Source organism: Streptomyces sp. NPDC048171, from assembly GCF_043202655.1.
Classification (GTDB): Bacteria; Actinomycetota; Actinomycetes; order Streptomycetales; family Streptomycetaceae; genus Streptomyces.
This window is the reverse complement of sequence record NZ_JBIDAU010000002.1, coordinates 615,766-633,245: the sequence shown is the minus strand read 5'-3', so window position 1 is coordinate 633,245 and position 17,480 is coordinate 615,766. Positions and strand designations below refer to the sequence as shown.

Annotated in this window: 20 protein-coding genes; 12 read left to right on the top strand and 8 right to left on the bottom strand. The window is 70.5% G+C overall.

Annotated elements, in window-relative coordinates; translation table 11 throughout:
• Nucleotides 1-280: 280 nt before the first annotated feature.
• The 3 genes from ACGF3J_RS07325 to ACGF3J_RS07315 are packed head-to-tail and all read left to right on the top strand — an operon-like array spanning nucleotide 281 to nucleotide 2,979.
• Complete coding sequence (locus ACGF3J_RS07325) at nucleotides 281-1,240, top strand: ABC transporter substrate-binding protein (protein WP_161331679.1); 960 nt, start codon at nucleotides 281-283, stop codon at nucleotides 1,238-1,240.
• A 30-nt stretch (nucleotides 1,241-1,270) separates the two neighbouring features.
• Nucleotides 1,271-2,221 carry an amino acid ABC transporter permease gene (locus ACGF3J_RS07320; protein ID WP_393853597.1) on the top strand — a complete coding sequence of 317 codons (951 nt, stop codon included), beginning with the start codon at nucleotides 1,271-1,273 and terminating at the stop codon, nucleotides 2,219-2,221.
• The gene (locus ACGF3J_RS07315) at nucleotides 2,218-2,979 is read left to right on the top strand and encodes an amino acid ABC transporter ATP-binding protein (protein ID WP_393723201.1); all 762 of its coding nucleotides are present in this window, start codon (nucleotides 2,218-2,220) and stop codon (nucleotides 2,977-2,979) included. Before ACGF3J_RS07320 ends, ACGF3J_RS07315 begins: the two co-directional genes overlap by 4 nt.
• Nucleotides 2,980-3,045: 66 nt before the next feature.
• On the opposite strand, the gene ACGF3J_RS07310 is transcribed toward ACGF3J_RS07315, so the two are convergent.
• The gene (locus ACGF3J_RS07310) at nucleotides 3,046-3,834 is read right to left on the bottom strand and encodes a trans-aconitate 2-methyltransferase (RefSeq protein WP_161331684.1); all 789 of its coding nucleotides are present in this window, start codon (nucleotides 3,832-3,834) and stop codon (nucleotides 3,046-3,048) included.
• Between the two features lie 99 nt (nucleotides 3,835-3,933).
• Between ACGF3J_RS07310 and ACGF3J_RS07305 the strand changes: the two genes are divergently transcribed.
• Nucleotides 3,934-4,563: a CGNR zinc finger domain-containing protein gene (locus ACGF3J_RS07305; protein ID WP_161331685.1), complete on the top strand. Its 630-nt coding sequence runs from the start codon at nucleotides 3,934-3,936 to the stop codon at nucleotides 4,561-4,563.
• On the opposite strand, the gene sodX is transcribed toward ACGF3J_RS07305, so the two are convergent.
• Nucleotides 4,467-4,904, bottom strand: a complete 438-nt coding sequence (sodX, locus tag ACGF3J_RS07300) for a nickel-type superoxide dismutase maturation protease (RefSeq protein WP_161331687.1) — start codon at nucleotides 4,902-4,904, stop codon at nucleotides 4,467-4,469. The two genes, ACGF3J_RS07305 and sodX, sit on opposite strands and share 97 nt — an antisense overlap.
• Before the next feature lie 145 nt (nucleotides 4,905-5,049).
• Between sodX and sodN the strand changes: the two genes are divergently transcribed.
• Entirely contained in the window at nucleotides 5,050-5,445 is a 396-nt protein-coding gene (gene sodN, locus ACGF3J_RS07295; RefSeq protein ID WP_064729779.1) for a superoxide dismutase, Ni, read from the top strand.
• Between the two features lie 127 nt (nucleotides 5,446-5,572).
• Here sodN and ACGF3J_RS07290 read toward each other — a convergent pair whose 3' ends face one another.
• The 4 genes from ACGF3J_RS07290 to ACGF3J_RS07275 form a co-directional block, all read right to left on the bottom strand.
• Nucleotides 5,573-6,157 carry a dihydrofolate reductase family protein gene (locus tag ACGF3J_RS07290; protein WP_393853596.1) on the bottom strand — a complete coding sequence of 195 codons (585 nt, stop codon included), beginning with the start codon at nucleotides 6,155-6,157 and terminating at the stop codon, nucleotides 5,573-5,575.
• A 76-nt stretch (nucleotides 6,158-6,233) separates the two neighbouring features.
• Complete coding sequence (locus tag ACGF3J_RS07285; RefSeq protein ID WP_161331690.1) at nucleotides 6,234-6,854, bottom strand: GNAT family N-acetyltransferase; 621 nt, start codon at nucleotides 6,852-6,854, stop codon at nucleotides 6,234-6,236.
• 258 nt (nucleotides 6,855-7,112) lie between these two features.
• Nucleotides 7,113-8,273, bottom strand: a complete 1,161-nt coding sequence (locus tag ACGF3J_RS07280) for a family 2 encapsulin nanocompartment cargo protein polyprenyl transferase (RefSeq protein WP_393853595.1) — start codon at nucleotides 8,271-8,273, stop codon at nucleotides 7,113-7,115.
• 87 nt (nucleotides 8,274-8,360) lie between these two features.
• Nucleotides 8,361-9,767: a family 2B encapsulin nanocompartment shell protein gene (locus tag ACGF3J_RS07275; protein ID WP_393853594.1), complete on the bottom strand. Its 1,407-nt coding sequence runs from the start codon at nucleotides 9,765-9,767 to the stop codon at nucleotides 8,361-8,363.
• Nucleotides 9,768-10,096: 329 nt separating this feature from the next.
• Here ACGF3J_RS07275 and ACGF3J_RS07270 point away from each other — a divergent pair, with 329 nt between their 5' ends.
• Both ACGF3J_RS07270 and ACGF3J_RS07265 read left to right on the top strand, forming a co-directional pair.
• Entirely contained in the window at nucleotides 10,097-10,675 is a 579-nt protein-coding gene (locus ACGF3J_RS07270; protein ID WP_386933252.1) for an N-acetylmuramoyl-L-alanine amidase, read from the top strand.
• Between the two features lie 31 nt (nucleotides 10,676-10,706).
• Nucleotides 10,707-11,615, top strand: coding sequence for a 1-aminocyclopropane-1-carboxylate deaminase/D-cysteine desulfhydrase (locus ACGF3J_RS07265; protein WP_393853593.1), 909 nt, complete (start codon nucleotides 10,707-10,709; stop codon nucleotides 11,613-11,615).
• Between the two features lie 20 nt (nucleotides 11,616-11,635).
• Here the strand turns inward: ACGF3J_RS07265 and ACGF3J_RS07260 are convergent, their stop codons facing one another.
• The gene (locus ACGF3J_RS07260) at nucleotides 11,636-13,228 is read right to left on the bottom strand and encodes a Na+/H+ antiporter (RefSeq protein ID WP_393853592.1); all 1,593 of its coding nucleotides are present in this window, start codon (nucleotides 13,226-13,228) and stop codon (nucleotides 11,636-11,638) included.
• 60 nt (nucleotides 13,229-13,288) lie between these two features.
• Between ACGF3J_RS07260 and ACGF3J_RS07255 the strand changes: the two genes are divergently transcribed.
• From ACGF3J_RS07255 to ACGF3J_RS07245, 3 genes are all read left to right on the top strand, one after another.
• Complete coding sequence (locus ACGF3J_RS07255) at nucleotides 13,289-13,549, top strand: UBP-type zinc finger domain-containing protein (RefSeq protein WP_122616162.1); 261 nt, start codon at nucleotides 13,289-13,291, stop codon at nucleotides 13,547-13,549.
• A gap of 250 nt (nucleotides 13,550-13,799) precedes the next feature.
• A complete protein-coding gene (locus ACGF3J_RS07250; protein ID WP_003973726.1) occupies nucleotides 13,800-14,213 on the top strand; it encodes an anti-sigma regulatory factor in 414 nt (137 codons plus the stop codon).
• Nucleotides 14,214-14,242: 29 nt separating this feature from the next.
• Nucleotides 14,243-15,307 (top strand): RNA polymerase sigma factor SigF, encoded by a 1,065-nt coding sequence (locus tag ACGF3J_RS07245; protein WP_161329975.1) that lies wholly within the window; start codon nucleotides 14,243-14,245, stop codon nucleotides 15,305-15,307.
• A gap of 33 nt (nucleotides 15,308-15,340) precedes the next feature.
• On the opposite strand, the gene ACGF3J_RS07240 is transcribed toward ACGF3J_RS07245, so the two are convergent.
• Nucleotides 15,341-15,787 carry a hypothetical protein gene (locus tag ACGF3J_RS07240; RefSeq protein WP_393853591.1) on the bottom strand — a complete coding sequence of 149 codons (447 nt, stop codon included), beginning with the start codon at nucleotides 15,785-15,787 and terminating at the stop codon, nucleotides 15,341-15,343.
• Between the two features lie 126 nt (nucleotides 15,788-15,913).
• Here ACGF3J_RS07240 and ACGF3J_RS07235 point away from each other — a divergent pair, with 126 nt between their 5' ends.
• Complete coding sequence (locus ACGF3J_RS07235) at nucleotides 15,914-16,882, top strand: diacylglycerol/lipid kinase family protein (protein WP_393853590.1); 969 nt, start codon at nucleotides 15,914-15,916, stop codon at nucleotides 16,880-16,882.
• A 319-nt stretch (nucleotides 16,883-17,201) separates the two neighbouring features.
• Nucleotides 17,202-17,459, top strand: a complete 258-nt coding sequence (locus ACGF3J_RS07230; protein ID WP_003973730.1) for a WhiB family transcriptional regulator — start codon at nucleotides 17,202-17,204, stop codon at nucleotides 17,457-17,459.
• Nucleotides 17,460-17,480 lie beyond the last annotated feature (21 nt).

Below are 17,480 nucleotides of genomic sequence, written 5' to 3'. Positions count from 1 at the left end.
CAGATCTTCCGGCCGGAGGGGCAGATTCCCGTAAAGGTTCGGTCGTGATGTACCGACCTGATGCGGTTCGGGGGGTGACCCGTTATCCGATTTTGACATGACGGCCCCCCTGAATGGCCGAGTCCGAATGGCAAGATGCCGTAATCACACGAGGTCGCGGCACTCGAAGGTGTGTGCTCACGTCGACCCACGGCGCCCGCCGGTCCCCCGGCAGGCGTCCCGCTCCATCGGAACACCACCGTCCCCATCGGCAACTCCATTCATCCGCCGGAGGAACCCCATGACCGCAAGCTCCACCCGTCGTACGACCGCCGCGCACTCCCGGCTAGCAGCGGTCGGTGCGATCGCGGTCGCAGGCGCGCTGCTGCTCACCGGATGCGGCGACCAGACCGAGAACAGCGACTCCGGCAGCGACAACCAGTCCTCGAGCGGTGCTCCGCTGGCCGACAAGCTGCCGCAGTCGATCCGCGACAAGGGCACCGTCAAGGTCGGCTCCGACATCGCCTACGCGCCCGTCGAGTTCAAGGACGACTCCGGCAAGACGGTCGGTATCGACCCCGACCTCGCCGACGCCCTGGGCAAGCAGCTCGGTGTGAAGTTCGAGTTCGAGAACGGCACCTTCGACACCCTGATCACGGGTCTGCGCTCCAAGCGGTACGACATCGCCATGTCCGCGATGACCGACACCAAGGACCGCCAGGAGGGCATCGACTCGGACACCGGCAAGAAGGTCGGCCAGGGCGTCGACTTCGTCGACTACTTCACCGCCGGTGTCTCCATCTACACCAAGAAGGGCGACAACCAGGGCATCAAGACCTGGTCCGACCTGTGCGGCAAGAAGCTCGTGCTCCAGCGCGGCACGGTCTCCGAGGACCTCGCCAAGGCCGAGAACGAGAAGTGCCCGGCCGGCAAGAAGATCTCCATGGAGGCCTTCGACAACGACCAGCAGGCCCAGACCCGCCTGCGCGCGGGCGGCGCCGACGCCGGCTCCTCCGACTTCCCGGTGGCGGCGTACGCGGTGAAGACCTCCGGCGGCGGCAAGGACTTCGAGCTGGTCGGCGAGCAGGTCGAGGCCGCGCCGTACGGCATCGCGGTCGCCAAGGAGAGCACGCAGCTGCGCGACGCCCTGAAGGCGGCGCTGGACGCGGTGATCGCCAACGGTGAGTACAAGAAGATCATGGACAAGTGGGGCGTGGCGGAAGGCGCCGTCACGGAGGCCACCATCAACGGCGGCAAGTGACCGCGCGGCGGGCACTGAAAGGCAACATCCGTGACTGTTGACATCGACAAGACGGGCTCCGGCCCGGCGGACACCCCGCCGGCCGGCCCGGAGGCCATCAGGGCCATCCCGGTCCGGCACTACGGCCGCTACGTCACCGCGGTCGTCGCGATCGCGCTGCTGGCCGCGGTCGTGTACGCGTTCTCCCAGGGCAAGATCAACTGGGGTGCGATCCCGGACTACTTCTTCGACGACCGCATCCTGTCCGGCATGGGCAAGACGCTGCTGATCACCGTCCTGGCCATGCTCATCGGCATTGTCGGCGGCATCATGCTCGCGGTGATGCGGCTGTCGAAGAACCCGGTGACCTCGTCCATCGCGTGGTTCTACATCTGGTTCTTCCGCGGCACGCCGGTCCTGGTGCAGCTGGTCGTCTGGTTCAACCTGGGCCTGGTCTTCGAGTACATCGACCTCGGCCCGTTCTACCGCGACGAGTGGTCCGACTTCATGACGCCGTTTCTGACGGCGCTGCTCGGCCTCGGCCTCAACGAGGCCGCGTACATGGCGGAGATCTGCCGCGCCGGTCTGCTGGCGGTCGACGAGGGCCAGACCGAGGCGGCCCACGCGCTCGGCATGAGCCACACCAAGACGCTGCGCCGGATCGTGGTCCCGCAGGCGATGCGCGTGATCGTGCCGCCGACGGGCAACGAGGTCATCAACATGCTGAAGACGACCTCCCTGGTGTCGGTCGTCCAGTACTCCGAGTTGTTCAGAGTGGCCCAGGACATCGGCCAGACCTCGGGCGCACCCGCCGAGATGCTGTTCCTGGCAGCGGCCTGGTACCTGCTGCTGACCTCGGTCTTCAGCGTCGGCCAGTACTACCTGGAGCGGCACTACGCCCGCGGTTCCAGCCGCAGCCTGCCGCCGACGCCGATGCAGAAGATCAGGGCGAACCTGTTCTCCCTGTCGAACCGCTCCAGCACGACGGGAGGTGCCGCATGACCGCCATGGTGAAGGCCGAGGGCGTCCACAAGTCCTTCGGCGCCATCGAGGTCCTCAAGGGCATCGACCTGGAGGTGAGGTCGGGTGAGGTGTTCTGCCTGATCGGCCCCTCCGGCTCCGGCAAGTCCACCTTCCTGCGGTGCATCAACCACCTGGAGAAGATCAACGCCGGACGGCTCTACGTCGACGGCGAGCTGGTCGGCTACCGCCAGAAGGGCGACAAGCTCTACGAGCTGAAGGACAGCGAGGTCGCGGTCAAGCGCCGGGACATCGGCATGGTCTTCCAGCGCTTCAACCTGTTCCCGCACATGACGGCACTTGAGAACGTCATGGAGGCGCCGGTCCAGGTCAAGGGCGTGAGCAGGGCGCAGGCCAGGGAGCGCGCGGGCGCCCTGCTGGAGCGGGTGGGCCTGTCCGACCGGGCCGGCAACTACCCCTCGCAGCTCTCCGGCGGCCAGCAGCAGCGGGTCGCGATCGCCCGGGCGCTGGCGATGGACCCGAAGCTGATGCTGTTCGACGAGCCGACCTCGGCCCTGGACCCGGAGCTGGTCGGCGATGTCCTCGACGTCATGCGCGACCTCGCCGAGTCCGGCATGACGATGGTCGTCGTCACCCACGAGATGGGCTTCGCCCGCGAGGTGGGCGACAGCCTGGTCTTCATGGACGACGGCGTGGTGGTCGAGTCGGGCAACCCGCGCGACGTCCTCACCGATCCGCAGCACGAGCGGACGAAGGCGTTCCTGTCCAAGGTCCTCTGAGGACAGGCGGTCGCGCGCGGAGGGGCGGTACGGAAGATCCGTACCGCCCCTCCCCTGTTCCACGTCCTACTTCACGGCGAGCAGCAGCGTGTCCGACGGCGAGCACCACACCGGCCGCGCCTCGCCGAAGCCCTTCTCGCGCAGGACGCGCGCGTGCCAGGCCGCCGAGGGCATCTCGCCGTCGGCGTGCTCACCGTAGATCTCGAAGCGGCGGGCGGTCGGTTCGGCGAGCACCGGGTCCTTGGCGGCCAGCTGCCACCACTCGGCCCAGTCGAGCGCGCCCCCGCTCTTCGCCGCGTCCATCTGCGCGTGCCGCTGCGCCCGCTCGGCCGCGTTGATCCGGGGCGTCGTGTCGTCGATCATGTGGTCCGCGTTCATGAAGACACCACCGTCGCGGACCAGGCCCGCGACCCGGCCGTAGAGATCCGCGAGGGGTTCGGCGTGGAACCAGTGCAGGGCCGTGGCGGTGAGGACGGCGTCGTACGAGTCGTGCGGCAGCTTCGCCGGCCAGTCGGGGTCCTTGAGGTCGGCGGTGACGAAGGAGACCCGGTCGTCGCCGGCGAAGGTGCCCTCGGCGATCGCGAGCAGCGCGGGGTCGAGGTCCACGCCGGTACTGGTGGCCCCGGGGAAGCGGGCGAGCAGCCGGGCGGTGATGGTGCCGGTGCCGCAGGCGAGGTCCAGCACGCGCGGTGCGGTGCCGACGAGCGCCTCGACCATGTCGAGCATGATCCGGAAGCGGTCCTCCCGGTCCGGCATGTACCACTCCTGCTGCCGGTCCCAGCTCTCCTGCCAGGCCCGCCAGTCGGCGCCGGCCGTGGTGGCGTCGGTGGTCCTCGTGGTGTCGGCGTTCGTCATCGGGCCCCTCCGTGCATGCGTGACGTAATACCCTGGAAGCACGATCAGCTGTTACCTGACCGCAGGCACGACCATAGAGCCCCTTCGTAAGGACTACAAGTGGAACTGGCCTATTACTCGGATTACGCCGTACGTCTCGTCAACACCGAGGAACCGTCCCGCGGGCAGGACTCCCTGACCTCGGTCGAGGCCATCCGCGAACTGTTCGGCGCCAACCAGTCGGCGGCCCGGCGGGCGGCCGACTCGGACGTGACCCGCTTCCGCTCGGTCCGGGGACGGCTGCGGGCGGTGTTCGAGGCGGCCGACGGCGGCGACGAGACCCTCGCCGTCGCCCTGCTGAACTCCCTGCTCCTGGAGTTCCCGGTGAGCCCGCAGATCTCCGGCCACGACCACCGCGACGACGACGGCCGGCCGCTGTGGCACATGCACCTGGCCGACCACCCGTCCAACGCCACCGCCGGTTTCGCCGCCATCGCGGCGATGGGCCTCGCCTTCCACCTCACCGAGTACGGCGTGGACCGCCTGGGCCTGTGCGAGGCGTCCCCCTGCCGCAACGCCTACCTGGACACCTCCACCAACCGCTCCCGGCGCTACTGCTCCGACCGCTGCGCCACCCGCGCCAACGTGGCGGCCTACCGCGCCCGCAAGCGTCTGGAGGCGGACCGGGCGGCCGGCACCGGCCTGAGCGCGGACAGCGCCCAGCGGGCCACGGCGAACGGGGAGCGCTGACCCGCCCGCGGCGGCCGGTACCGCAGGCGCACCCTGCCGAGCACCAGGTCCTCGGGGACGACCCCGTAGTCGGTGCTGTCGCCGCCGGCGAAGGCGTTGTCCCCGAGCACCCACCAGCCGGTCCCGCGCCGCTCGACGGCCCGCTTGACCACCAGCAGGTCCTGCTGGAAGGGATGCCGCAGCACGACCACGTCACCCGACCGGACCCGCGCTCCCCAGTGCACGAGCAGCACGTCACCGTGGTGCAACGTGGGCACCATCGACGGCCCGGTCACCTCGGCCGGCCCGAAGGGCAGCGCGCCTCTCGCGCGCTCGGTCTCCTGCGACGGCCGCTCCGGCATCACCCGGCACCTCCCGGTCTTTCCTCCACCAGTCTCAGTCTCACCCCCGGACTTTTGTCCCAAGCCCACGGGGGCACTCGCGAAATCGGGCCACCCAGGGAGTAATGTCCCCCCTGAGAAGACGATCACGAGGAAGGAACGCTTCATGCTTTCCCGCCTGTTTGCCCCCAAGGTCACGGTCAGTGCCCACTGCGACCTGCCCTGCGGCGTTTACGACCCGGCCCAGGCCCGCATCGAGGCGGAGTCGGTCAAGGCCGTCCAGGAGAAGATGGCCGGTAACGACGACCCGCACTTCCAGGCCCGCGCCACGGTCATCAAGGAGCAGCGCGCCGAGCTCGCGAAGCACCACGTGTCCGTGCTGTGGAGCGACTACTTCAAGCCCCCGCACTTCGAGAAGTACCCGGAGCTGCACCAGCTGGTCAACGACACCCTGAAGGCCCTCTCGGCCGCCAAGGGCTCGACCGACCCGGCGACCGGCCAGAAGGCCCTGGACTACATCGCCCAGATCGACAAGATCTTCTGGGAGACCAAGAAGGCCTGACCCTGCACCCCGGGCCGGCGATCGGTGCACCATCGCGGGCCGCAGGACAGACCGGAGGGGCCCGGCCGCAACCCGGCCGGGCCCCTCCGCGCGTCCGCACACCGCTCGCGTCCGGTGCACGGACGGCTCAGCGCTTCCGGTCGTAGGTCCGCACCACGACGCCGTTGCCGAAGGTGCGCACCGAGCCCGCCACGAACTCCGAGACCTCGAAGCCCGAGGCGAACATGGGCATGCCGGTGCCCAGCACCACCGGGTACGTCTTGATGACCAGCTCGTCGACCTCGTCGACCAGCTCCCCGGCCACGGCCGCCCCGCCGCACAGGTAGATGTCAAAGTCGCTCTCCTCCGCCTTCAGTTCGCGGACCCTGCCGACCAGGTCCGTCGAGACGATCTCGACGTTGGGGTCGGGCGACTCCGTGAGGGTGCGCGAGGCGACGATCTCGCGCATGTGTCCGTAAGGGCTGGTGACGCCCTCCTTCAGCGCCAGGTCGTAGCTGCCCCGGCCCTGGACCACCGTGTCGAACCGCTTGTTCGGCAGGTCGTCGATGCCGCGCTGCTGTCGGCCGAAGCTCGACACCGTCTCCGGGTACTCCGCCTTCAGGAACGCGAAGAACTCCTCGTCCACGAACGGGTACATGAACGACGCGTCGCCGTCCGGGCCACCGATGAAGCCGTCGATCGAACAGGCGATGAAGTACGTGAGCTTGCGCAAACCGGTCTCCTTCTTCTTGGCCACCCCTTGACCACTACGCTCACAGTACTCCGGATGTAGTTGTCTGGTCTCCTGATTATTCGATCCGCGGCTCGCGCCACATCGGCCACATCAGGGGACCGTCGGGCAGTTGGAGGGCCTGCCCGGTGAACTCGAAACCCAGGCGCTCGTACAGCACCCGGCCACGGGCGCTGCTCGCCTCCAGGTAGGCGGGCGTCCCCTCGCTGTCGCAGCGGTCGAGGACCTGCTCCATCAGCGCGGTGCCGAGACCCTCGCCCTGCCGTCCGGGGGCCACGCCGATCATCCACAGGTACTCGTGGGCCCGGCCGGTGGGGTGGATGCCCTCGGTGAGCCGGGCTATCAGTTCGACGCGCTCGTTGTCCGGGTCGACGGCCTCGCGCACCAGGGCGGGAATGTCCTCGACGGGCCCCTCGGCGGCCTGCTCGTCCCCGGACGGTTCGTGCGCGGGTACGGGCAGCCACAGCGCGCAGGCCGCGCCGTCCTCGGTGAGGTCGATGCGCCCGTCGGCCAGCACGGCGTCGGTGAAGGCCGCCATGAGCCGGTGATGGGTCAGCCGCCGGTACTCCGCGCCGGGAAAGACCCAGCTGCTGACCGGGTCGTCCTGGAAGGCCTCGTCCAGGAGCCGGACGACCTGCTCCCGGTCGTCCTCCCCCGCCGTCCGGATCACCACGCCCATGTCCCGCCCCACCCCTTCGGCTCAACGTCGTTCGTGTGTACGGAGGTTGAGCCTATCCGGGACGTCTCACGCGCAGGCCGGACAGGTGAAGGGGGCGGGCCCCGCACACCGTGGGGAAGTGCGGGACCCGCCGGACCGGAGCCGTCGGCGGTGCGGTCGTACGTCGGGTCAGGTGCCGTACGACCCTGCACGGGCTCCGGTGTCTTGCGGCCGGCCCGGGCGGGCCGGATGGTGCGGCGGGCGGCGGTCAGGTGGCCGTCAGGTGGTGCGCCGGGTCACGAACTCGGCCAGCGCGAGCAGTCCGCCCGCCGACTCCGGGTCCGGCACGGCACGGGCCAGTTCCTGCATCGCCCGTGCCATCCGGTCGGCCGCCTGAGCCTGCGCCCAGTCCCGGCCGCCGGCCCGCTCCACGGCCAGGGCGGTGCGTTCCAGGTCCTCCTTGTCCTCGTCGTACGGCGCCGCGTACAGCGCGGCGAACTCGGCGGCGGCCGGGGTGCCGGAGGTGAGGGCGGCGACCACCGGCAGCGACTTCTTGCGGACGGCCAGGTCCGCGCCGGCCGGCTTGCCGGTGTGGCGCGGGTCGCCCCATATGCCGATGACGTCGTCGATGAGCTGAAAGGCCAGCCCGGCCTGCCGGCCGAAGGCGTCCAGCGCCTCGACGTCCTCGTCGGCGGCACCGGCGTACAGCCCGCCGAGCGCGCAGGCGCATCCCAGCAGGGCACCCGTCTTGGCCTCGGCCATGGCGAGCGTCTCGTCGAGGGTGACCTCGTGGGGCGCGCGCCGCTCCATCGCCGTGTCCGTGTGCTGGCCCTCGCACAGTTCCATGACGCAGTCGGCCAGCCTGATGGCCGCCGCCGCGGACGCCGGATGCGGGTCCGCGGCGAGCAGCCGCAGGCCGAGCGCCTGAACGGCGTCCCCCGTGAGGATCGCGTCGGCGTCGCCGAACACGGTCCAGGCGGTGGGCCGGTGGCGCCGGGTGGTGTCCCGGTCCATCACGTCGTCGTGCAGCAGTGTGAAGTTGTGGATCAGCTCCACCGCGGCGGCGGCCCGCACCGCCGCCGCACGGGCCGTGGGCCCGCCGAGCGCGGCGGCCGCGGTGAGGACGAGTGCGGGACGGATCGCCTTGCCCGCGTTGCCCTCGGCGGGCGTGCCGTCCGCCTGCTGCCAGCCGAAGTGGTAGAGCGCGACGCGGCGCATCATCGGGGGCAGTGCGGCGATGGCGGCGCGGAGTTCGGGGTCGACCGACGCCCGGGACTCGCTCAGGAGCGCCGCCGCCTCCTGCCCCTCGGACGCCGGCGGTCCGGGTCCGTCGGCCGGGGTGCCCGGCTCGTCCGCGCGCTGGGTACCGATGGGCCCGTGCCTCTCCGGCGCTCCGGTGGGACCGCGGGTCGCGGTGGCGCCGCACCCGGTCTCCGTCATGGACTCACCTCCCCCATGGGCCCGCTCCCGTACCCCGGGGGTGTACCCGCCCGGAAGGGCGGGGACACGGCGTCGGGCGGACTGGCGTCACTGCCAACGGCCGATCTCGACGTTCTCCAGGACGCCCAGCGCGTCCGGCACCAGGACCGCGGCCGAATGGTAGGCCGTGACCAGGTACTTGATGATGGCCTGCTCATTGATGCCCATGAAGCGCACCGACACACTCGGCTCGATCTCGTCGGGAATGCCGGTGGCCCGCAGCCCGATGACGCCCTGCTCCTGCTCGCCGGTACGCATCGCGATGATCGAGGTCGTACGGGCCTCGCTGACCGGGATCTTGTTGCACGGGTAGATCGGCACCCCGCGCCAGGTCGGAATGCGGTGGCCGGCTACGTCGATCGTCTCGGGGACCAGGCCGCGCCGGTTGAGCTCCCGGCCGATCGCGGCGATGGCCCGCGGGTGGGCGAGCAGCAGCTTGGTGCCCCTGCGGCGGCTCAGCAGCTCGTCCAGGTCGTCCGGTCCCGGGACGCCGTCGTGCGGCTGGATCCGCTGGTCGTACTCGCAGTTGTGCAGCAACCCGAACTCGCGGTTGTTGAGGAGCTCGTGCTCCTGGCGCTCCTTCAGCGCCTCGACCGTCAGCCGGATCTGCTGCTCGGTCTGATTCATCGGCTGGTTGTACAGGTCGGCCACGCGCGAGTGGATGCGCAGCACGGTCTGGGCGACGCTCAGTTCGTACTCACGAGGCCGGGCCTCGTAGTCGACGAAGGTGTGCGGGATGTCCGGCTCGCCACTGTGACCGGCGGAGAGATCGATCGCCTTCTCGCCGTGCTTGTTGGTGTTCTGCTCCGGGAGCGAGCGCTGCTCCTCCAGGTGCGCGCTCAGGGACTCCGCGCGCTCCGCGACCTGGTCCACCTCCTGGCGGGGCAGCACGAGCACGGTGCAGGCGGTGACCGTGCGGGCCGTGTACTCCCAGATGGCGTCCCCGTCGAGCAGCGCCTGGTCTCCGAAGTAGGAGCCGTCCGCGAGGACACCGAGCACCGCGTCGTCACCGTAGGGACCGGTGCCGATCTTCTCCACCTTGCCGTGCGCGAGCAGGTACACCTCGTCGGCCCGGCCGCCGAACGAGGCGATGACCTCGCCGGGGCCGAACTCCCGCTGCTCGCAGCGCTGCGCGAGCTCCGCCAGGACCTCTTCGTCCTCGTACGACCGCAGGGCCGGCAGCTCGCCCAGCTCCGCGGGGACGACCTCGACGCGGTCGCCGGTCTTCACGAACGTCACGCGGCCGTCGCCGACGGCGAAGGTCAGACGCCGGTTCACCCGGTACGTGCCGCCCTGGATGTCCACCCAGGGGAGCGAGCGCAGCAGCCAGCGTGAGCTGATCTCCTGCATCTGAGGAACGGACTTGGTCGTGGTGGCCAGGTTCCGCGCGGCCGCCGTGCCGAGGCTCTGCTGCGGCTTGGTCTGCTCGCTGCGGACCTCTTCGCCTACCGACATAAGGAATTGCCCTCCCGGTCGTGCCGGACGGCTGCGCCCGGCATCGATGTGCGTGCACCAGCCTTCCTCACGGAGCGTGCCGGTGCTATTACACGAAAGAGCGGGAATGGATCACCGAAAGCCGGGGCAGACATGGGGGCTTGTTCGCCATACCGGCGTCTTGTCCGGTCCTGTTCAACGCGCTGACCCGGGACGAGATTGGCCGAAAACGCTCGTACGCGCGCCGGGCAAGTAATAGCGGGAGCTCCGTTTCGGTACAAGCACCGTACGAGACGGTCGCGCCAAGGGGGCCGTCACACAGCGTGAAGGAGTCGGCCGTGGCCTCACCCATGTCCGCGAGCAGCTTCCTCAAGGCACTGAAGGCGGAGGGGCTCACCGTCGTCGAGGTCGGCGACTGGCGCGACCACAACCGCAACCACAAGGGGCCCTGGGGGCCCGTGAACGGTGTGATGATCCACCACACGGTCACGAAGGGCAGCGCTCGGACGGTGGACATCTGCCGCAAGGGCTACGAGGGCCTGCCCGGCCCCCTGTGCCACGGGGTCATCACGAAGGACGGCCGGGTCCATCTGGTCGGGTACGGCAGGGCCAACCACGCCGGGCTCGGCGACGACGACGTCCTGCGCGCGGTGATCGCCGAGCGGGCGCTGCCGAAGGACAACGAGGCGAACACCGACGGCAACCGGCACTTCTACGGGTTCGAGTGCGAGAACCTGGGCGACGGCGACGACCCCTGGCCGGCGGCGCAGCTGGAGGCCATCGAGCGGGCCGCCGCCGCGGTCTGCCGCCATCACGGGTGGAACGAACGGTCCGTGATCGGGCATCTGGAGTGGCAGCCCGGGAAGGTGGACCCGCGCGGCTTCACCATGGCGTCCATGCGCGCACGGATCCGGGACCGGCTGACGTGACGCGCCCTGGGCGCGGCGTGAGAATGGGCTGGTGACCGGCACCGACACCTCCGACCTCGCCGCCCTCGGCCCCCGCCTGCCGTCACCCTGCCAGGAGATCGCCGACGGGCGGTTCGAGCGGCACGGCGTCCGGCTGCTGCTGAAGCGGGACGACCTGATCCACCCCGACCTGGTCGGCAACAAATGGCGCAAACTGGCGCCGAATCTCGCCACCGCGCGGGGCCGCACCGTCGTCACGTTCGGCGGCGCCTACTCCAACCACCTGCGCGCCACGGCCGCCGCGGGGCGACTGCTCGGCCTGTCGACGGTGGGCGTGGTGCGTGGCCAGGAACTGGCCGGGCGGCCGCTCAACCCCTCACTGGCCCGGTGCGCGGCCGACGGCATGCGGCTGCACTTCGTCGACCGTTCGACGTACCGCCGCAAGAGCGAGCCGGAGACCCTGGCCGCGCTGCTGCGCGCGGTGCCCGCCGAGGACGCGGTCGTCGTCCCCGAGGGCGGCAGCAACGCGTCGGCCGTCCGCGGCTGCCGGGCCCTCGGCGAGGAGCTGGGCGGACAGGCCGACGTGGCCGCCGTCGCCTGCGGCACCGGTGGCACGCTCGCCGGTCTGGCCGCGGGACTGCCCCGGGGCCGGCGGGCGCTGGGGATACCCGTGCTCAAGGGCGGCTTCCTGGCCGACGACATACGGCGGCTCCAGGACCGTGCGTTCGGCGGACCGCGCGGCGACTGGAGCCTCGACGACCGCTTCCACTGCGGCGGCTACGCCCGCACGACGCCCGAGCTGGACTCCTTCGCCGACGACTTCGAACACCGCCACGGCCTGCCCGTGGAGCGCGTGTATGTCGCCAAGCTGCTGCACGCCCTGCTCGCCCTCGTCCAGGAGGGCGCCTTCCCGCGCGGGACCACCCTGGCCGCGGTCGTGACCGGCCGGCCGTTCCCCTGAGCGCCTCCCGGGCACCCCGCTCACGTGGCCTCCCGGTAGGCCGCCGCCTCCTCCAGGTCGAGGCGGCGCAGCAGCGTCCGCAGCATCTCGTCGTCGATGTAACGGCCGTCCCGCAACCGGACGAAGACGTCGCGCTCGGCGCTGATCATCTCCCGGGACAGCCGCCGGTAGGTGTCGTCGACGCTCTCGCCGGTGACCGGGTTGACCTGCCCGAGCCGCTCCCAGACGGCGTTGCGGCGCCGTTCCAGGACCGTGCGCAGGCGCTCGGCGAGTGGGCCCGGCAGGGCGTTGCGCTCGTCGGCGAGCAGCTCGTCCAGACGCCGCTCGGCCGCCCGGGAGGCCTGTGCCTGGGCGTTGGCCTCGGCGAGCGTCTCGGTCTGCACGTCGCGGGTGGGGAACTTCAGCAGGCGGATCAGCGGCGGCAGGGTGACGCCCTGGACGACCAGTGTGCCGATGACGGTGGTGAAGGTGAGGAACAGGATGAGGTTGCGCTCGGGGAAGGGATCGCCGTCGTGCACGGTGAGCGGGATGGAGAAGGCGATGGCCAGCGAGACCACGCCCCGCATCCCCGCCCAGCCGATGATGAACGGCCCCGTCCAGGAGAGGTCGCCCTCACGCGCGCGCACGCGTGACGAGAGGCGCGGCAGGTAGCTCGCCGGATACACCCACACGAACCTCGCCACCGCGACCACCAGGAAGACGGCGACGGCGTACCAGGCGGCTTCGGCGCCCTCGTGCTCCCCGAGCCCCTTGAGGACGACGGGCAGCTGGAGGCCGATCAGCGCGAACACGGCCGACTCCAGCACGAACGCGACCATCTTCCACACCGCCTCCTCCTGGAGCCGGGTGGCGAAATCGACCTCCCACGCGCGGTGGCCGAGATAGAGCGCGACGACGACCACCGCGAGCACTCCGGAGGCGTGCACCTGCTCGGCGACCGCGTAGGCGAAGAACGGGATCAGCAGGGAGAGCGTGTTCTGCAGCAGCGCCTCCCGCAGATGGGTGCGCAGCCAGTGCAGCGGCACCATCAGCACCAGCCCCACGCCCACGCCGCCGACGGCCGCGATCGCGAACTCCATGATCCCGCCGGCCCACGTGGCGCCCTCGCCGACCGCCGCCGCGAGCGCCACCCTGAAGGCGGTGATCGCGGTGGCGTCGTTCACCAGGGACTCGCCCTGGAGGATCGTGGTGATCCGGGAGGGCAGCCCCACCCGGCGCGCGACGGCCGTGGCGGCGACGGCGTCCGGCGGCGCGACCACCGCGCCGAGCACCAGGGCCGCCGTCAGCGGCAGACCCGGCACGATCAGGTACGCGGCGCAGCCGACGACGAAGGTCGCGAAGAGGACGTAGCCCACGGACAGCAGCGCCACCGGCCGCACCTGGGCCCGCAGGTCCAGGTAGGAACTGTCGGTGGCCGCCGTGTAGAGCAGCGGGGGCAGCAGCAGGGGCAGGACGATGTGCGGGTCGAGGGTGTAGTCGGGCACGCCCGGGACGTAGCTCACCGCCAGGCCCACCGCCACCAGCAGCAGCGGCACCGGCACCGGCAGCCGCCGTCCCGCGGCGGCCACCGCGGCACTGCCCGCCACCAGCAACAGCAGCGGCATCACGTCCATGTCCTCGCCCGCCCTCTTTTTCCGCGCGATGATCCGCACACCCGTCGTAACCTGGCAATCATGAAACAGTGCACGCACGCCGACGCGCTGCCGCACCCGGAACCGGAGCCGCGCGGTGAGACCTGTCCGGAGTGTCTGGCCGAGGGCACGGACCCGGTGCAGCTGCGGCTGTGCCTCGACTGCGGTCATGTCGGCTGCTGCGACTCCTCGCCGGGGCAGCACGCCACGACGCACCACAAGGAGACCGGCCACCCGGTCATGCGCACCTTCGAGCCCGGGGAAAACTGGCGCTGGTGCTTCGTCGACCACGTCCTCGTGTGACCTCGGCCCGGTACGGTTCGACCGTCTGACGCCTGGGTACGTCAACCCGGCGCGCGCTCTTCCGATTTGGGCCCGCCGAACCCCTAGCCACTGTGCGTGTTCGTGTGTTTACTATGAGTGACAGCATGGGGTTGGGGTCTCGGGTACAGGAAACTTCGGAGCGCGATAACGTCACCGCTGAACCACGTATCGCGTTACCCCGAGGGCGACCCCCTGGCCCTGTAACGCTTGTACCACCTTGGAGGTGAGGGTGTCCCAGATCGCAGGCGAGCCCGCGACCCAGGACTTCGTCGAAGTCCGGCTGCCGGCCGCGGGTGCCTACCTGTCGGTGCTGCGTACGGCGACGGCCGGCCTCGCAGCCCGCTTGGACTTCACCCTCGACGAGATCGAGGACCTGCGCATCGCAGTCGACGAGGCCTGCGCGATCCTGCTCCAGCAGGCCGTGCCCGGCTCGGTGCTCAGCTGTGTCTTCCGCCTCGTCGACGACTCACTCGAAGTCACCGTCTCGGCGCCGACCACGGACGGCCACGCCCCTTCGCGGGACACCTTCGCCTGGACGGTGCTGTCCGCCCTCGCGGGCAAGGTCTCCTCCGCCGTGGACGAGGACAAAACCGTTTCGATCAGCCTCTACAAACAGCGCGGCGCGGGACCCGGGCCGACGTGAGGGACGCAAACGGGGACGGGGACGGGCCGGTGCGGGACGACGAGCGCGGCACACGGGAGCGGCCGGCCGAGGGCGAGCGTTCTCCGAACGAGGCCCGGCGCACGGCGGACGGCATCGACGGCATCCCCGAGCAGGCCCGGCCGCATCCGGAGGACGAGACCTCTCCCGAGGCCGTCGTTCCGGGCGACGGGCAGCGGACCGGGGACACCCCCGTCCGGCCCGTCCGAGCGGAGGAGAAGGCTCGGGAAAGGGCAACGGGCGGGACGATGAGCGAGCACGAGCGACACTCCGAGGACGACGCGCCGGGTGCCCGGGGCACGCAGGGCACCCGGCACGACCCGCAGGACCGCAGCGGCGCGCGTCTCCTGTTCGCGGAGCTGCGCACGCTGGAGAAGGACAGCCCCGCCTACGCGGAGCTGCGCAACCGGCTGGTCCGCATGCACCTGCCGCTCGTCGAGCACCTCGCGCGCCGCTTCCGCAACCGCGGCGAGCCGCTGGACGACCTGACCCAGGTCGCCACCATCGGACTGATCAAGTCGGTCGACCGTTTCGACCCGGACCGCGGGGTGGAGTTCTCCACGTACGCGACACCGACGGTGGTCGGCGAGATCAAGCGGCATTTCCGGGACAAGGGCTGGGCGGTCCGCGTCCCGCGCCGGCTCCAGGAGCTGCGGCTGGCCCTGACCACGGCCACCGCGGAACTCTCCCAGCTGCACGGGCGCTCCCCCACGGTGCACGAGCTGGCGCAGAAGCTCGCGATCTCCGAGGAGGAGGTCCTGGAGGGCCTGGAGTCGGCCAACGCCTACTCCACGCTCTCCCTCGACGTGCCGGACACCGACGACGAGTCCCCGGCGGTAGCGGACACCCTCGGCGCCGAGGACGAGGCCCTGGAGGGCGTCGAGTACCGGGAATCGCTCAAGCCGCTGCTGGAGGACCTCCCGCCGCGCGAGAAGCGGATCCTGCTGCTGCGTTTCTTCGGCAACATGACCCAGTCGCAGATCGCGCAGGAGGTCGGCATCTCGCAGATGCACGTCTCGCGGCTGCTGGCCCGCACCCTGGCGCAACTGCGGGAGAAGCTGCTGGTCGAGGAGTAGCCGACCCGCCCGCGTCGGCGGGCGGCGGCCCCCCTACTTCTCGGCGTTGCCGGGACCCCGGATACCGAGGGCCTGGGTGGTCTCCGGGTTGACGAGCAGCACCAGCGCCGTGACGGAGACCACGGCGAGCACGATGCCCGCCGGAATGGCCGGGCCGTTCGTCGTCAGCAGGTTGTAGGCCACGGGCAGCGCCATGATCTGCGTGATCACGGCAGGTCCCCGGCTCCAGCCCCGTCGGCCGAGCAGCCCGCGCGCGGCGAGCAGCGGCAGCAGGGCGAGGACGATCAGGGTGACCCCGCCGGTGATCGCGGAGGTCCGGTCGTCGGGATGGCCGGTCAGCCCCCCGACGAGCATCCACGCGCCGCCCACGACGAGCGCCAGACCCTCCAGTGCGGCGAGCGCGGCCGCGGCGGTCAGCCGGCGGGGACGGGAGCCCACCTCTTCGGCGGCTTCGGACACGGGGTTCGGCTCACTGCTCACCCCTGAAGGGTAGCCCTCCGCGCACCGGCGTCCGCGAGGTGTCCGCCCTATCACGTGCGCGGTTCCACGACGGCGATCTTCACCTCGGTCTGGGCCGAGTACCACCCAGTAGGTACCCTGCAAACCATGCGTGCACTTCTCGTGGTCAACCCGGCGGCAACCACCACGAGTGCGCGTACGCGCGACGTGCTGATCCACGCCCTCGCCAGCGAGATGAAGCTGGAGGCGGTCACCACCGAGTACCGCGGGCACGCGCGCGACCTCGGCCGGCACGCGGCGCAGAGTGACGACATCGAGCTGGTGGTGGCCCTCGGCGGCGACGGCACGGTGAACGAGGTCGTCAACGGTCTGCTGCACGCGGGCCCCGATCCGGAGCATCTGCCCGGCCTCGCGGTGGTCCCCGGAGGTTCCACCAACGTCTTCGCCCGCGCCCTCGGCCTGCCCAACCACGCGGTGGAGGCCACCGGTGCGCTCCTGGACGCCCTGCGCGAGGGCAGCGAGCGGACCGTCGGGCTCGGCCTGGCCTCGGGGACGGCGGGGTCGGAGGACGAGGCGGTTCCGTCCCGGTGGTTCACCTTCAACGCCGGCCTGGGCTTCGACGCCGGTGTGGTCGGCCGCGTCGAGCAGCACCGTGAGCGCGGCAAGAAGTCGACACACGCCCTCTACGTCCGCCAGGTGATGCGCGCACTGGTCGGCGAGCCGCACCGCCGCAGCGGGACGATCACCCTGGAGCGGGCGGGCGAGGACCCGGTCACCGATCTGGTGCTGTCCATAGTCTCGAACACGTGCCCCTGGACGTTTCTCGGCAATCGCCCGATCTACGCGTCACCCAAAGCCTCGTTCGACACCGCGCTCGACGTGTTCGGCCTCAGCCGCCTGTCGACGGCCGCTGTCGCCCGGTATGGCACCCAGTTGCTCACTTCGTCCCCCGAGCGCGGACCCCGGGGCCGGCACGCGGTCGCCCTGCACGACTTGACCGACTTCACCTTGCATTCGAAGGTGCCGCTCCCCCTCCAGATGGACGGTGACCACCTGGGGCTGCGAACCAGCGTGACGTTCACAGGCGTACGCCGTGCACTGCGTGTGATTGTGTGAGCAGAAGGGGCGAAAGTCCTTTCACTCGAACGTTTAGACCAGGGTCCACCCCATGGAAGTACGGCTGTGACCTAGTCGACACCGAAGAATCAAAAAAAACTTTCCGGAAGGGGTTGTATCCGCCGCCGAGGTTTGCGAGTCTCTTCTTGGCGATCGGGACGGCCCGCAAGACCGGCCTCCACAGATCACCGGAACCCCTCTTCAAACCACAGGACCACGCCAGGGAACCTGGCTGTCGGCCCTTCACTTGTTGAGGGATTCGTGAAAGCGTTCACATTCACAAGCAACCCGCATGTAATACCAAGGAGAGGTAGCAGCCATGGACTGGCGTCACCGCGCCGTTTGCCGCGAGGAAGACCCCGAGCTCTTCTTCCCCATCGGCAACACCGGTCCCGCGCTGCTGCAGATCGAGGAAGCCAAGGCCGTCTGCCGTCGCTGCCCTGTCATGGAGCAGTGCCTGCAGTGGGCGCTCGAGTCCGGTCAGGACTCCGGCGTCTGGGGTGGTCTCAGCGAGGACGAGCGCCGCGCGATGAAGCGCCGTGCCGCCCGCAACCGGGCCCGTCAGGCCTCCGCCTGACACAGCCACCCTGCCTGAGCT

Bases quoted from the DNA above. Each gene is read 5' to 3' on its own strand.
- ACGF3J_RS07280 (WP_393853595.1), bottom strand. From the start codon at position 8,273: ATGACGGAGACCGGGTGCGGCGCCACCGCGACCCGCGGTCCCACCGGA.
- sodN (WP_064729779.1), top strand. From the start codon at position 5,050: ATGCTTTCCCGCCTGTTTGCCCCCAAGGTCACGGTCAGTGCCCACTGC.
- sodX (WP_161331687.1), bottom strand. From the start codon at position 4,904: ATGCCGGAGCGGCCGTCGCAGGAGACCGAGCGCGCGAGAGGCGCGCTG.
- ACGF3J_RS07255 (WP_122616162.1), top strand. From the start codon at position 13,289: ATGAAACAGTGCACGCACGCCGACGCGCTGCCGCACCCGGAACCGGAG.
- ACGF3J_RS07270 (WP_386933252.1), top strand. From the start codon at position 10,097: ATGTCCGCGAGCAGCTTCCTCAAGGCACTGAAGGCGGAGGGGCTCACC.
- ACGF3J_RS07285 (WP_161331690.1), bottom strand. From the start codon at position 6,854: ATGGGCGTGGTGATCCGGACGGCGGGGGAGGACGACCGGGAGCAGGTC.
- ACGF3J_RS07310 (WP_161331684.1), bottom strand. From the start codon at position 3,834: ATGACGAACGCCGACACCACGAGGACCACCGACGCCACCACGGCCGGC.
- ACGF3J_RS07315 (WP_393723201.1), top strand. From the start codon at position 2,218: ATGACCGCCATGGTGAAGGCCGAGGGCGTCCACAAGTCCTTCGGCGCC.
- ACGF3J_RS07275 (WP_393853594.1), bottom strand. From the start codon at position 9,767: ATGTCGGTAGGCGAAGAGGTCCGCAGCGAGCAGACCAAGCCGCAGCAG.
- ACGF3J_RS07260 (WP_393853592.1), bottom strand. From the start codon at position 13,228: ATGGACGTGATGCCGCTGCTGTTGCTGGTGGCGGGCAGTGCCGCGGTG.
- ACGF3J_RS07235 (WP_393853590.1), top strand. From the start codon at position 15,914: ATGCGTGCACTTCTCGTGGTCAACCCGGCGGCAACCACCACGAGTGCG.
- ACGF3J_RS07325 (WP_161331679.1), top strand. From the start codon at position 281: ATGACCGCAAGCTCCACCCGTCGTACGACCGCCGCGCACTCCCGGCTA.
- ACGF3J_RS07230 (WP_003973730.1), top strand. From the start codon at position 17,202: ATGGACTGGCGTCACCGCGCCGTTTGCCGCGAGGAAGACCCCGAGCTC.